This is a genomic window from uncultured Bacteroides sp. (assembly GCF_910578895.1).
Taxonomy (GTDB): Bacteria; Bacteroidota; Bacteroidia; order Bacteroidales; family Bacteroidaceae; genus Bacteroides.
Map to the genome: position 1 here is coordinate 9,729 of NZ_CAJTSC010000046.1, position 13,567 is coordinate 23,295.

Sequence of the window (13,567 nt, forward strand, 5' to 3'; positions counted from 1 at the left end):
TTTTGAAAAAAATTTAAACAGGCTCTAAATATAGATACAATCATTCAGAACACAAAAATTTATTCTATGGCATACCCCTCGTTCTGCCAACCGGTCTTATCATTGACATTCTCAATCTCCGTCTGAGGTATCGGATACAATTGGCGGTAGGCAGCTATACCCGGGAACACGTCAGCCATCTGTCCGGTACGCACAATATCGAACCAACGGTCGCATTCCAAGGCAAGTTCCAAACGGCGTTCTTTGTAAACAGCCCGGCGAAAAGCATCTTTTGTAGACAGTTCCGCCAACGTCTTTCCCGCAAGATTAGCATTTATGCGGACCGCATTCAAAGCATCCAATGCCGCTTGCGTAGGAGCGGTGGACAATTCGTTTGCAGCTTCGGCGTACATCAGCATCACTTCGGCGCAACGCATCACAGGAAAATCGGCACTTGTTTCATTGTTTGTTGCCGGAGCATTGAACTTGCCCGGACGTTGACCGCTTCCCGTAGGAGCCACTAACGCTTTCCGATTATCGGCATCGCTTTCAAATTCCGCCTGTTCCAAAGAGATAATATTGCCGTTGTCGTTGTTTCTATACCGGTTATTCTGATGAGCCGACTCCCCTACACCGCCCTTCAGATACTGAACGGCGAAAATGATATCCTTACTTGTCTTTAAATCATTAGGAAAAGTTTGCGGCATAGGCACCAAAGCCAGGTTTTTCTTGGCATTGATGTCGTCAACCACCGAAGTCAATTCATTGACGACTTCCTGATAATTTTTCATGTACAAATGCACTTTTGCCAACAACGCATGAGCCGCATAGGACGTAGCACGTCCCCGTTCCGCATCGCTCCATACCTTCGGCAAACCTTTAGCCACGTTCAGGTCTTTGATTATCCGGTCATACACCTCACTGACAGGAGAACGCTTGTTGCTACGTGCTTGAGCCACAGTCTGCGTTTTTGTGATAACAGGGACCGATCCCCACAAACGCACCAGGTTAAAGTAGCATAATGCACGAAGAAAAGACGCTTGTCCTGCTATCCGTGTCCGTTGTTCTTCCGTCATTTGCACATTCTCCATATTTTGGAGTACGAGATTGCAACGATAAACCGTTTTATATAAAGAGAGCCATGCACCCGACAGATTGACATTAGCCGGAGTTTCGGTGAATACTTCTATCTGGTAAGTAATGCCGCCGCTGGCACCGGAATTGTCATTTTTCACATTATCTCCCCGGACTTCCATCAAAGTCATGAACTTAGCCCCATACTGGTCGTTGGACTGCAACTCGTCATAAATGCCAATGATAGCCCCTTCCAATCCCTTTACATCCGTATAGAATGTTTCTTCCGTAGGGAAATCAATAGGTTTCAAATCTATAAAATCATTACAACCGGAAAGAGCAAGCGCTGTAAGGATAGATATTATTACTTTTTTCATACGATAGTCTTTTTAAGATTAAAATGTAAGATTAACACCGATAGAGGTGGTTCTTGCCAACGGATATACCCCATAATCCTCGCCATTGGTAGTCACCGCACTGCGGTTGGAGACTTCGGGATTGTATCCCTCGTAATGAGTGAATGTAAACGGATTTTGGAGTGAACAGTAAATACGGGCAGATTTTAAATATACCTTCTTTATCCAATTTTCAGGCAGTGTATATCCCAAAGAAATATTCTTGATACGTAAATATGAACCGTCCTCTACATGCCAGGTGGAGGTAGTTCCGTTCTGCCCCTTGCTAACGCGGTTGGCACGCACATTCATGCCGCTACCCGGATTATCTTCCGACTTCCAACGATTTAAGGCTCCCTTATAATTATTCATATTACCCTCATGATTATAAAAATAGCGGCGAGAGAGATTTAAGATTTCATTCCCCTGGACACCCTGGAATGTAATGCCGAAATCAATTCCCTTCCAAGCCAACGTCGCTCCAAAGCCGTAAGTAAAGTCGGGCATATAATTACCCACAATGGCACGGTCTGTGTCCGAGATATCAAGAATATGGTCACCATTGACATCTTTAAACTTGAAATCGCCGGGTTTCGTATCTGCCAGACCATAGTTTGTAGGAGAGTCCAAATAATGCAAAGCCGCATCCACCTCTTCCTGATTCCTAAATACTCCTTCCACTACCGGCAAATAATAGCTTCCGATAGGCTCGCCCACGCGGGTGATAAAATAAGCATTGCTTACTGAACCGGAAGAGATGATATCCGCATTGCCCGGTCCGAGTTCCTTTACCTCATTGATATTCTTCGAGATATTGAAATATACGCTCCAATTAAAATCGCCCATTTTCTGATTGGTTGCGATATTAAATTCGACACCTTTGTTGTTGACCTTACCGATATTTTCCAAACGGGTCTGATAGCCGGTTGTCATCGGCACAGGTACATCGAGCAACAAATCATAGGTGTTACTATTGTATAGGTCCAACCCCAAAGTCAAACGATTGGCAAACAAGGATGCATCAAAACCGATATTGACCTGGGCGGTCTTCTCCCAATGCAGTTCCGGATTGGGCATACTCTTGGGAGCAGCTCCCTTGACAACATCCGCACTGTTCCCACCCAACACATAACTATAGTAAGCCACTTCTCCCTGCGCTCCATAATTGGGTATACGGAAATTACCCGTCAGACCGTAACTGGCACGAAGCTTCAAATCATCAATAAAAACCAGCGACTTCATAAAAGGTTCTTCCGTCAGGCGCCAACCCGCCGATACGGAAGGAAACCACCCCCAACGGTTATCCTTGCCAAAACGGGAGGCACCGTCTGTGCGAAGTGCTCCGGTAAGCATGTATTTTCCCTTATAATTATATTGCACCCGGGCAAGACCGGACAGCAATGCCCACTCGGAAGCATGGGTGTTGCCGCGTGTCACAGTACCTGCATTCAGGGTAGGCACATTATTTGTGATAAATCCGTTGGCAAAAGCATACGTGCTTTCGTCACGTTGATATTGCATAGTCCATCCCGCCAATGCAGAAACAGAGTGTCCCTTGATATCCTTATTATAGGCTATGGTCTGCTCAAACAACCAGTTATACATTTTTGCCGTCTTTGCCGTAGCTTCAGGTTCGGACTCGGGATTGCCCTCGGTATTGGCTACCGGGATGGTAGACGGACGGAATGTGTCTTGCGAACGGCTGTAGATATCCACACCGAAATTTGCACGATATTTCAATTCGGGCATAAAAGCCACCTCTCCATAAACATTGCCGAAGATACGTGAAGCTTTTGTCTCATCCTTCTGCAACAGAGCCAATGCCACCGGGTTCCATGCTTGCGTCTGGCTGTTTCCTTTTTTAACAGTACCATTCTCGAGGGTCGTCTGGGTATCCGGGCTCCAAGCATTCTGTGCAAAACAGAAAGAGCCGTCGGCATTGTAAACAGGAAATATAGGAGCACTGTGCAAAGCCGAAGCGATGATACCGCCACCATCCTTATTATAAGCGCCATCGGAATTGACAGCATTTTCTATCGTTACGGACGGATTTAAAGAAAGCCCGAACTTAAAGATGCCTTCGGTAACATCCAGGTTGAAGCGTGAACTGTATCGCGTAAAGTCGCTGTTGATAATCACGCCATCTTGTGACAGATAATCCACAGAAGCATAATATCTTACCTTCTGACTACCGCCGGACACGGATACAGAATGGTTCTGCATGCCTGCCGTACGGAAAATCTCGTCTTGCCAATCCGTATCGACCAACCCCGACTCACCCCTCAAATAGGGCAAAATCTCAACCGGCACAATCGTATTGAAGTCATTACCCGTATTTTGCAAACGTATGGCGTTATTGTCAGTAATGCTAAATGCCAGAGGTTGCTTGTTCTGGGCTATGCGCTTACGGTTTACGGACTCCATTTTATCTACATAGGTATTGTTCCGGGCATCGTTCACCAAATCGGCATATTCGTAAGCATTCAACATGTCTATTTTCTTAGAAACAGTCTGCCAGCCGTAGTATCCGTTATAGGAAACGGTGGCATGCCCTTCCTGTCCCTTTTTGGTAGTAATCAGCACCACGCCGTTAGAGCCGCGCGAACCGTAAATAGCAGCAGAAGAAGCATCTTTCAACACTTCAATAGACTCTACATCATTCATATTGAAAGTATTCAGTTGCTCTTGTGCAAGGGGTACTCCGTCTACTACATACAACGGAGAAGTGCCTGCGGTAATGGTGCCCGTACCACGCACCTTGATTTGCAAAGATGAACCCGGAGCACCTGTAGACTGCGACACCTGTACCCCCGGCATTTTACCGACCATTGCTTCGGCCATGGAAGTTACGGGTTGTCCTTTCAAATCACTGGCACGTATACTGGCAATAGCCGTTGTCACATCACGTTTCTTTTGCACACCATATCCCACAACAACCACCTCATCCAGCAATTCATTGTCTTCTTTCATCGTTATCTCATCAAGTCCCTTGCCGTTGGCTTTCAGTTCTATCGTCTGATAACCGATGTACGAGAAAACAAGCGACGCATTTTCCGGCACATCGGTCAGACGATAGTTTCCATCCAAGTCGGTAATCACACCATTGGTAGTGCCCTTCACCAACACGCTGACGCCAATGACAGGCATCCCCGTTTCATCCACAACAATACCGGAAATATTTTTCATCTTCCCTCCTTGCCCGGTGGTTTCCGAGGTATTTTTGGCTTTCAGGTAAACTTTCTTACCGCTTATCTCGTAAACGACATTCTTACCGGACAGCAGTTTGTCCAGCACAACGGAGAGTTCTTCCTTATCCGCCCGGACAGTGACAAGTTCATCGGGATTTACCGTAGGACGGCTGTATGCCACCGTCAGTCCGGTCTGTTGGGTAATGGCATCAAAGACTTTCGCCAGTTTCACCTGCCGGAAATCCATTGAAACCTTTTGAGCAACGGCTTTGAAACAAGCCATGGAGCTTAAAAGCAATACAAGCAGAATCTTGTGTCTCATAACTTTTAGTTTTTGATTAACAATAGTATAAAAATCTCTTTATACCAAGTAGACACGCAAGACTCCGAAACGGGTGAGAAAAAATCCGTTTTTTTTGAAAAATTATTTCGTGGTGACGATTATCTCCTTTTCTGCCTCGTCATAATTGAAACGCAAGGGAGCGATTTTTTCCAAATCGCGCAATACTTTCTCGAGCAGGGTATTTTCGGAAGTCAGCGTGAAATAAACATTCCAGGCTTCCCGGTCGTTCACCTTAAAATCAACATTATACCAGCGGTGCAACACCCTGATTACTTCCGCCAAGGGTGCATCCCTGAAAGCGATTACATTGGTTTTCCACAAAGAAGAAAAGCGGTTGTCACTATTCCGCGAAATGGTACAGCGGTCATTATCGCGGTTGTAGACCAGACGTTCACCGGGCTGCACGGGATATTCCTTGTTCGAAGGAAGCGTAAGACTGATGCGCCCTTCGTCCAGGCATACGGCAATGTCTTTACTGTCCGGATAGGCATTGACATCGAACGAGGTTCCCAACACACGGATAGCCGGTCCGTTCAGATTGACGATGAAAGGGCGCTTCGGATTTTCGGATACCACGAAATATGCCTCACCCTCCAGATAGACCTCACGACTGGAGAGGGCAAATTTCTTAGGATACTTCAAACGGGAATCGGAATTGATATACACGCGCGTGCCGTCCTGAAACATCATTTGCAGGCGCTCACCCTTTGCCACATAGATTTCCTCATAACCGGAAACGCCAAACAAATCCACCCGCTTGTCCAGCTGCACAAACAAGCCTGCCAATATGATAAAAGGAACCAATACCGCAGCCACACGGAACGTTATCCGATGGATACGCTTCCGGCGAATGTTCCGACGAATACGGGCAAACAGTTCGTCTGAGTTTATCTCGTGGTCCACATAGAATTCCTCATAACCCGGTTTCACCTGTTCCACTTCACAGTCCATGTTCCGCGACAAATAGGCCGCCCCCTCGTCCGTAGCGAACCATCGCGCCACTAAGCCGGCGGTCTCCGGAGTAGATGTCCCGGCAAGCACTTCGCGTATCTGTTCTTCGGTGGGTCTGTTCATCATCTTGTCATCCATACTATAAAAAGACACTTAAATATTTCAGCAGAGTGAGGTATGTAACAAATATTAGCAATTTATGCAACTGGGCGCGCAACAGTTTCAACGCTTCCGAATAATGGGTCTTGACGGTATTGACCGACAAGCACATACGCTCCGCTATTTCCCGGTTGGTGAGTTCATCGCGTACTTTCATCATACAAATTTCACGTTTCTGCAACGGCAGTTTGTCCAAAGCACTATAGAACAAGGACATAAGTTCCCGCTTCTCCAAGTTTTCCACCAGCGTATCTTCGTATTCGGGAGCACCTTGTGCCATCTCATAGTTCTTGGCAACGGCGTTATTCTCATTACGGATTACATTCAGAATATGGTTTTTCGTCATCGTCACCAAATAGTTCTTCAGGCTGATGCCCACGTGAAGTTCCGAACGGAACTCCCAAAACCGGGTGAAGATGTGCTGCACCGCATCTTCCGCCATATCCTTGTTCATCAGATAGCGATAGGCAAGCACATAAAGCAACTTGTGATACTTATGATAGACCACGGTAAACGCCACCGTGTCTCCCCGCTCTACCCGCGCGAAGAGTGCCTCATCATCCATATCCGGTGCTGGTGGAATAAATAAAGACATCCTACAATTGCTTTTAGGTTACAATAACGGACCAAATATAGCTATTATAGATTGAACACCATACAAAACGATACAAAAATAGCAAGAACTTTTTATCCGTATCCTTCCTTTCCTGCGAAAAAGACCTTATCAGGACGAAGCGGATAAACAAAAAGTCAGAAAGAGTAAGTACACGCCACCCCTATTATATCCTTACGCGCCTTGCTTTCCCACTGGCGGCAATAAAAGATATCCGCTTCCCAATCGGGAGACATGGGAATAACCACCCCGCCACGATAGCGCATACGCTGTACATCAAAACGTTCCCCACGGTTCAGCCCGTTATACATCTCAACAGAAGCATAAGGTTCTATTTTACATCCCGGAATACCATACGACAACTTGATGCGCGAACGCCAATGCAGTTCACCGTCACCATCGCCGAACGTATGCTGAAAGCGTTCGCGGAGTGAAACCTTCAGTCCCCACACACGTGTGGAAAGTGTTCCGTCCGCATAATAACGGTGACGGAATTTCCAACCGGCTTCTCCACGGTAACGGTAATGGGCTTCGTAGCCCGTCCCCACTTTCAGGAAAGGAAGCACCGAATATGCCCCGCCTACATCCACTCCCCAGCGGTCTGTCTTATCAAGATTATCTTTTGTACGCCACTCCAGATTGCCGGACAGGGTAAATGCCTGCTTAACCTTGTATTTAAAGCCGGCACTTGTCCATGTGATAAAATCCCTATCCTGTGCGTGTAACAGAGCGGACGCCGTAAGAAACATCGCTACTACCAAACTACAGATTCTCCGCATGCAAGCAGTATTCTTTATCATAATTATTGCCCAAAAAACAGATTATTCCTCTAAGATTTCAATATCAACACCGGACTGAATAGCGGGCGTTTTTAATGTTCGGCGAAAAGCGAGCAGAAACCTTGCTTATTGAACTGATAGTACATTTCGATGCGTTGGGGCGTATCGTTTTCAAGCAACATAAGCAGTTCTTTTGCAAATTCAAGTGCCGCAGAGCCGTTTGCCGTCACTATGTTCCCGTCACTCACCGCTTGGGCATGGACGTAACCCTCGGGATTCATGTAGTTCTCCCCGCCCCAAAGTTTCAGTTGCTCCACACCGTTGCCGGTATGTTTAACGGCATTGAGAAATCCGTACTTTGCCATGAACGAAGCCCCGTTGCAGATTGCACCTACAATCTTACCTTTCGCAATAGCTTGTTCCACAATCGGCACGACCCGTTCAGCAACAGGCGTGCTCCAGCCGAAACCGCCAATCAGCACCAATGCCGCATAATCACCGGGCATCGTGTCGAAAGAGTAATCGGGCAGGATACGAAAACCGCCGATTGATTTGACCGGTTCCAATGTCGGGGCCACAATCTTATTGACATACTTCGGATTTTCCTTTAAGGCAAATTCATCAGAAGCAACAGGTTCCGAAAGATATACCATCTCATGGGCGGCATAGTCCGGCAAGAGGATATACAAAATTTCGTTGTTCATCTTTTTTTAGTTGTTTTTACGTGAGTAATTTATCAGGACTGTTTAATTTCTTTCTTCGTATCATGCAATCTCTTTCAAGTGTTTTTCTATCTTCTCAAAAAAAGAAGCCAGATGCGAACCGTCTACAAAAGCATGATTCACATAGATGGAGAGCGGAAAAACCAAGCGCTCGCCGCGAGACACCACCTTGCCGACGGTCATCAGCGGATGGCTGCATCCGTTACCGGCTTCTGCCACCGTATAAGTAGTTGACGTAAAGTACATCTTGGGCACCGCACTCAGATGCACCACATCATAATCGCCTTGCCGCATCAGTGCCTTCTCCGTGCCGTACGGGTCGCCGTCTTCGGGAATATTCGTAATCAGCGCATACGCTTCGGCGTAAAAGCGTTCGAAATCTTCGTAATAGGGAATGCGGACCGTATAAAAGGTTTTTCCCGGAACTGCAATCGGAGAAATAATATCCACTCGGTCGTGAAAAACCACCTGCCCGTTCTTGTCGGTGCGGTAACGAAGCTCGTCCACCTCATTGGCAGAACGCAGAACGGCATACAAATAATAAAGGAAAAAGGAATGCTTCGATTTCCTTGCCGAAACACTTGCTTCTGTACAGTCTATCTCGGTAGTAACCGAATACCATGAATTTAAAAACGAGCGGAAAAAGCCGTAATTGTCACGACGCTCCCAAGTATCAATGTCGATAATGTGCTTCATAAATAAAAAACGAATTATGAAAAAAAGGACGCTTGTGCAGCATCCTTTATCCGATTTAGTCCATCATTTCCCTTTTTTATAATTTTCCAATCCGGTCTGCAGGAACTCGATGTACTTTGAAATGCTTTCATCGTACGAGTACGATTTGTTCAGCGGCTCGCCCTCATTGTTGATCAGCATGTAGAAAGGCTGTGTATTGGCGCCGAACTTGACACGCTGCAAATAGCTCCACTTGTCTCCTACCGTACGCAAGGTGCGCTCCGTGCCATTCTCCACAATCTTCACCGGCGAAGGAAGCGGAGTCTTGTTGTCTACATAAAGTGTGATGAGCACATAGTCGTTATTGATGATATCGCTGATTTTCGGATCTGTCCATACGGCAAGCTCCATCTTGCGGCAGTTCACACAACCGTAGCCTGTAAAATCAAGCATCACCGGTTTGCCATGCTGACGGGCATACTCCATGCCAAGCTCATAGTCATCGAACTTAGCATGTACTTCATTATTGTACAGATTGAAATCCTGGGTCTGCATAGGCGGCGCAAAGGCACTGACCGCCTTCAACGGCGCTCCCCACAAACCGGGAAGCATGTACACTGCAAATGCCAGTGAACACAATGCTATGAAGAAACGAGGTACGCTGACCTTGGTGTCATCATCATCGTGAGGAAACTTGATTTTGCCCAACAGGTAGAGACCGAGCAAGGCAAACAGCACTATCCATAAGGCAAGGAAAGTTTCACGGTCGAGTATGCGCCAACCGTAAGCCAAATCGGCTACAGAAAGGAACTTCAAGGCAAATGCCAGTTCCAGGAAGCCGAGCGTCACCTTGATTACATTCATCCAGCCGCCCGACTTGGGCATCGACTTCAACCAGGACGGGAACAGCGCAAACAGCGTGAACGGCAATGCCAAAGCAAGGGCAAAACCCAGCATTCCGATAGCCGGGGCAATCATGTTGCCCGTAGTGGAAACCTGCACCAACAAGAAACCAATAATGGGTCCCGTACATGAAAATGATACCAATGACAAGGTAAATGCCATCAGGAAGATACTCAACAAACCACCGGTCTTTTCCGCTTTAGAATCCACCGCATTACTCCATTTGGAAGGCAACGTAATCTCAAAAGCTCCGAAGAAAGAAGCGGCGAAAACCACCAGCATCAAGAAGAAGAAAATATTGAATACGGCATTCGTCGACAGCGAGTTCAAGGCATTGGCACCAAAAAGTCCGGTAACCAACAATCCCAAAGTAACATATATCACCACAATGGAAGCGCCGTAGGTCCAGGCATCACGAATACCTTTCTTCTTGTCCTTACTGCGTTTCAAAAAGAAACTGACGGTCATCGGGATAATAGGCCACACGCAAGGCGTGAACAATGCCAGCAGCCCGCCGATAAATCCGGTTATGAAAATATAAACCCAAGACATATCTTCTTGCGAAGTGGTTTCTCCCAATGCCTGCAATTCGTTGACAACCGGTTTCCAAAGGTCGGCAGCTTCATTTTCGACAACCGTTGTTCCGGCAGTTCCATCCGCTTCGCCGGCAACAACCGTATCTTCGGTCTGAACGGTTTCGGACGCGGCTGTGCCTTCCGTCTTACCCGAAAAGCTGAACGGTACCTGTGTAGGCGGCAAGCAGTTTTCGTCATTACATGCACCATATTCCAAATAACCCGCTATCTTATAGGCACCGTCGGTCAGTTTCAACTTCTGTGTAAATTGAACGAAATTGGCAAAATAGCGCACCTTCATCTCGAACAACTTATCGAATGCGGCAATCTCTTCGCCTACCGGCTCCAACTTGCCTGCAAGTTCCGCGCCCGAGATTTCTTCGACATTAAATGTTGCCGAAATAGGACCGCCCTCTCCCAATTCGGTTGAGTACACATGCCAGCCTTTGTCAATTGTTCCGGTAAATATGACCTCCGCCTCGCCTGCCTGCAAATTCTTCAGTTCCGACTTAAACTTGACAGGTTCCTGTATCTGCGCCTGCACCGCCACGGCAAGCAACAACAGGAGAAAAGAAAAAAATATCTTTTTCATTCTTTTATATTTCTCAATTGTATTTCCCTACTTTACAATTCTCAATTTTCATAGTCCACGCAAGCACGGCTCTCCTTGACCTCGGCGATGAGTTTACCGGCAGCCACGTGCTCAGGGTGCGTAGCGTAGAATTTCACATCGTCCAACGTATCGAATTCGCTGTAAAGAGCGATGCTCCAGCTCTCGGAAGGATTGATGTTCAGCCCGACCTCAATCTTGCGTATAACGGATATTTTGGCAGGAAGCGCTTCGATGGCTTTCTTAAAATTATTCATTGCCGCTAACTTTTCGTCAGCAGGCACTTCGTCTTTCAGCTTAAATAAGACAATATGCTTTACCATAACTTTGTTATTTAAATGATTTATATCTATATTTGTCAACCGAAACGGTTGCTTTTTCAAACCGCAAAAATACTCGTTTTGTTTTAATTATACACTTAAACGGATGTTAATAATAGGAATTGCAGGCGGAACCGGGTCGGGAAAGACCACCGTCGTACGTAAAATAGTGGAAAGTCTGCCGGCAGGCGAAGTGGTGTTGCTGCCTCAGGACTCTTATTACAAGGACAGCAGCCATGTGCCTGTAGAAGAACGGCAGAATATTAATTTCGACCACCCGGATGCTTTCGACTGGGGACTTTTGTCGAAGCACATATCCATGCTTCGCGAAGGCAAGAGCATCGAACAACCCACCTATTCCTATCTGACCTGTACGCGCCAGTCCGAAACCATTCACATCGAGCCTCGGGAAGTCATTATCGTCGAAGGCATCCTTGCTTTGTGCGACAAGAAACTACGCAGCATGATGGATCTCAAGATTTTCGTCGATGCAGACCCGGACGAACGCCTTATCCGTGTCATCCAGCGCGATGTCATAGAGCGTGGACGCACGGCAGAAGCCGTAATGGAGCGTTATACCCGCATTCTGAAGCCGATGCATCTTCAGTTTATAGAACCTTGCAAGCGATATGCCGACCTTATCGTGCCGGAAGGTGGAAACAACCGGATAGCGATTGATATCCTTACGATGTATATCAAAAAGCATTTATAGGTAATGGGGTTCCGCAAGTTCAGTTTCCCAGCCAACAAAACTTCGGTTAATAAACCTACATGTGTTCGTTTGGCTCCTGCCATGTCAGTCTTCCATTGTCAATTGTTACTTGCAATACTGTTGTTTTGCAGTGTTGCAGGCTGTCGTGGCAATCATAGTGCGGCTAACGCAGAAGAAGCCGGCGACTTGCAGCAGATAAAAGACAGCGGAGAGCTGGTGGTGTTGACCTTGTACAGTTCCACGTCCTATTTCATCTACCGTGGGCAAGACATGGGATTCCAATATGAACTGAGCGAACAGTTTGCTAAAAACCTTGGTGTGAAACTGAAGATTAAAGTCGCCCAAAACGTACGCGACCTCATCGAAAAGCTCCGCGCGGGCGAAGGCGACCTCATAGCCTACAACCTGCCCATAACCAAAGAATGGAAAGACAGCTTGCTATATTGCGGCGAGGAAGTGATAACCCATCAAGTCATTGTGCAACGTGCAGGCGGACGCAGCAAACCGCTGAAAGACGTAACGGAGCTTATCGGAAAGGATGTATATGTAAAACCCGGAAAGCATTACGAACGCCTTGTCAACCTGGACAAGGAGTTAGGAGGCGGTATCCGTATTCACAAAGTAAGCAACGACAGCATCACGACAGAGGACTTGATTATGCAAGTGTCGCAAGGCAAGATACCCTATACCGTAGCAGACAATGATGTGGCGCGGCTCAACACCACCTACTATCCCAACCTGAACATCGGGCTCTCCATCAGTTTCGACCAACGGGCTTCGTGGGCGGTACGTAAGGATTGTCCGCAACTGGCGGAAGCCGCCGACAAATGGCACACCGAGAATATGACTTCTCCGGCATATACGGCAAGCATGAAGCGGTATTTCGAAATCAGCAAGGCAATCCCCCATTCTCCCATCCTGTCCCTGCGGGAAGGAAAGATATCGCACTTCGACCACCTTTTTAAGAAATATGCGCCCGACATCGACTGGGACTGGCGCCTGTTGGCGTCTTTGGCTTATACGGAATCCAATTTCGATACGACCGCCGTGTCGTGGGCGGGCGCAAAGGGATTAATGCAACTGATGCCCGCCACAGCCCGTGCCATGGGAGTGCCCCCGGGAAAAGAGCTGGATCCGGAAGAGAGCATCAAGGCAGCCACCAAATACATTGCTGCCACTACCAAGAGTTTCTCGTCCGTACCTCAGGAAGAACGGATTAATTTTGTCCTGGCATCGTATAACTCCGGCATCGGGCATGTATTGGATGCCATGGCGTTAGCCGAGAAATACGGCAAGAACAAGTATGTATGGCGGCACAACGTGGAGAACTTCATTCTCTTGAAAAGCAATGAAGAGTACTTTACCGACCCGGTCTGCAAAAACGGCTATTTCCGCGGAATAGAGACTTATAACTTCGTGCGGGATATAACGGCGAGGTTTGAGCAATATAAGAAGAAGATAAAATCTTAGAGCCTGTTTAAATTTTCTTCAAAAAGTTTTTCTTCAGCTTCTTTTGAGGTTCTTTCCGGTCTGTTTTCCTCTTTTTATTCGTCACATAGCCCGCTATGC

11 protein-coding genes are annotated in these 13,567 nt (G+C 47.0%); 2 read left to right on the top strand and 9 right to left on the bottom strand.

The features are described 5' to 3' along the window. Positions 1–59: 59 nt before the first annotated feature. From QZ327_RS11130 to QZ327_RS11170, 9 genes are all read right to left on the bottom strand, one after another. Complete coding sequence (locus QZ327_RS11130; RefSeq protein WP_294619310.1) at positions 60–1,430, bottom strand: RagB/SusD family nutrient uptake outer membrane protein; 1,371 nt, start codon at positions 1,428–1,430, stop codon at positions 60–62. 18 nt (positions 1,431–1,448) lie between these two features. After that, positions 1,449–4,958, bottom strand: coding sequence for a TonB-dependent receptor (locus tag QZ327_RS11135; RefSeq protein ID WP_294619311.1), 3,510 nt, complete (start codon positions 4,956–4,958; stop codon positions 1,449–1,451). A 102-nt stretch (positions 4,959–5,060) separates the two neighbouring features. Then, positions 5,061–6,068 (bottom strand): FecR family protein, encoded by a 1,008-nt coding sequence (locus QZ327_RS11140; RefSeq protein ID WP_294619313.1) that lies wholly within the window; start codon positions 6,066–6,068, stop codon positions 5,061–5,063. Between the two features lies 1 nt (position 6,069). Continuing rightward, on the bottom strand, positions 6,070–6,684 hold the full coding sequence (locus tag QZ327_RS11145; RefSeq protein WP_294619315.1) for an RNA polymerase sigma-70 factor: 615 nt from the start codon (positions 6,682–6,684) through the stop codon (positions 6,070–6,072). A 155-nt stretch (positions 6,685–6,839) separates the two neighbouring features. Continuing rightward, positions 6,840–7,502, bottom strand: coding sequence for a DUF2490 domain-containing protein (locus QZ327_RS11150; protein ID WP_294619317.1), 663 nt, complete (start codon positions 7,500–7,502; stop codon positions 6,840–6,842). 71 nt (positions 7,503–7,573) lie between these two features. Then, entirely contained in the window at positions 7,574–8,185 is a 612-nt protein-coding gene (locus tag QZ327_RS11155; RefSeq protein ID WP_294619319.1) for a DJ-1/PfpI family protein, read from the bottom strand. 60 nt (positions 8,186–8,245) lie between these two features. Then, positions 8,246–8,899, bottom strand: a complete 654-nt coding sequence (locus QZ327_RS11160; protein ID WP_294619321.1) for a CatA-like O-acetyltransferase — start codon at positions 8,897–8,899, stop codon at positions 8,246–8,248. A 63-nt stretch (positions 8,900–8,962) separates the two neighbouring features. Further along, positions 8,963–10,948 carry a cytochrome c biogenesis protein CcdA gene (locus QZ327_RS11165; RefSeq protein WP_294619323.1) on the bottom strand — a complete coding sequence of 662 codons (1,986 nt, stop codon included), beginning with the start codon at positions 10,946–10,948 and terminating at the stop codon, positions 8,963–8,965. Between the two features lie 41 nt (positions 10,949–10,989). Then, a complete protein-coding gene (locus QZ327_RS11170; RefSeq protein WP_294619325.1) occupies positions 10,990–11,289 on the bottom strand; it encodes a Dabb family protein in 300 nt (99 codons plus the stop codon). Positions 11,290–11,392: 103 nt separating this feature from the next. On the opposite strand from QZ327_RS11170, the gene udk reads away from it, so the two are divergent. Together udk and QZ327_RS11180 are read left to right on the top strand one after the other, a co-directional pair. Continuing rightward, positions 11,393–11,998 carry a uridine kinase gene (gene udk, locus QZ327_RS11175; RefSeq protein ID WP_294619326.1) on the top strand — a complete coding sequence of 202 codons (606 nt, stop codon included), beginning with the start codon at positions 11,393–11,395 and terminating at the stop codon, positions 11,996–11,998. Positions 11,999–12,079: 81 nt separating this feature from the next. Continuing rightward, positions 12,080–13,468 (top strand): transporter substrate-binding domain-containing protein, encoded by a 1,389-nt coding sequence (locus QZ327_RS11180; RefSeq protein WP_294619330.1) that lies wholly within the window; start codon positions 12,080–12,082, stop codon positions 13,466–13,468. Positions 13,469–13,567: the final 99 nt, after the last annotated feature.

Bases quoted from the DNA above. Each gene is read 5' to 3' on its own strand.
- QZ327_RS11130 (WP_294619310.1), bottom strand. From the start codon at position 1,430: ATGAAAAAAGTAATAATATCTATCCTTACAGCGCTTGCTCTTTCCGGT.
- QZ327_RS11135 (WP_294619311.1), bottom strand. From the start codon at position 4,958: ATGAGACACAAGATTCTGCTTGTATTGCTTTTAAGCTCCATGGCTTGT.
- QZ327_RS11140 (WP_294619313.1), bottom strand. From the start codon at position 6,068: ATGGATGACAAGATGATGAACAGACCCACCGAAGAACAGATACGCGAA.
- QZ327_RS11145 (WP_294619315.1), bottom strand. From the start codon at position 6,684: ATGTCTTTATTTATTCCACCAGCACCGGATATGGATGATGAGGCACTC.
- QZ327_RS11150 (WP_294619317.1), bottom strand. From the start codon at position 7,502: ATGATAAAGAATACTGCTTGCATGCGGAGAATCTGTAGTTTGGTAGTA.
- QZ327_RS11155 (WP_294619319.1), bottom strand. From the start codon at position 8,185: ATGAACAACGAAATTTTGTATATCCTCTTGCCGGACTATGCCGCCCAT.
- QZ327_RS11160 (WP_294619321.1), bottom strand. From the start codon at position 8,899: ATGAAGCACATTATCGACATTGATACTTGGGAGCGTCGTGACAATTAC.
- QZ327_RS11165 (WP_294619323.1), bottom strand. From the start codon at position 10,948: ATGAAAAAGATATTTTTTTCTTTTCTCCTGTTGTTGCTTGCCGTGGCG.
- QZ327_RS11170 (WP_294619325.1), bottom strand. From the start codon at position 11,289: ATGGTAAAGCATATTGTCTTATTTAAGCTGAAAGACGAAGTGCCTGCT.
- udk (WP_294619326.1), top strand. From the start codon at position 11,393: ATGTTAATAATAGGAATTGCAGGCGGAACCGGGTCGGGAAAGACCACC.
- QZ327_RS11180 (WP_294619330.1), top strand. From the start codon at position 12,080: ATGTCAGTCTTCCATTGTCAATTGTTACTTGCAATACTGTTGTTTTGC.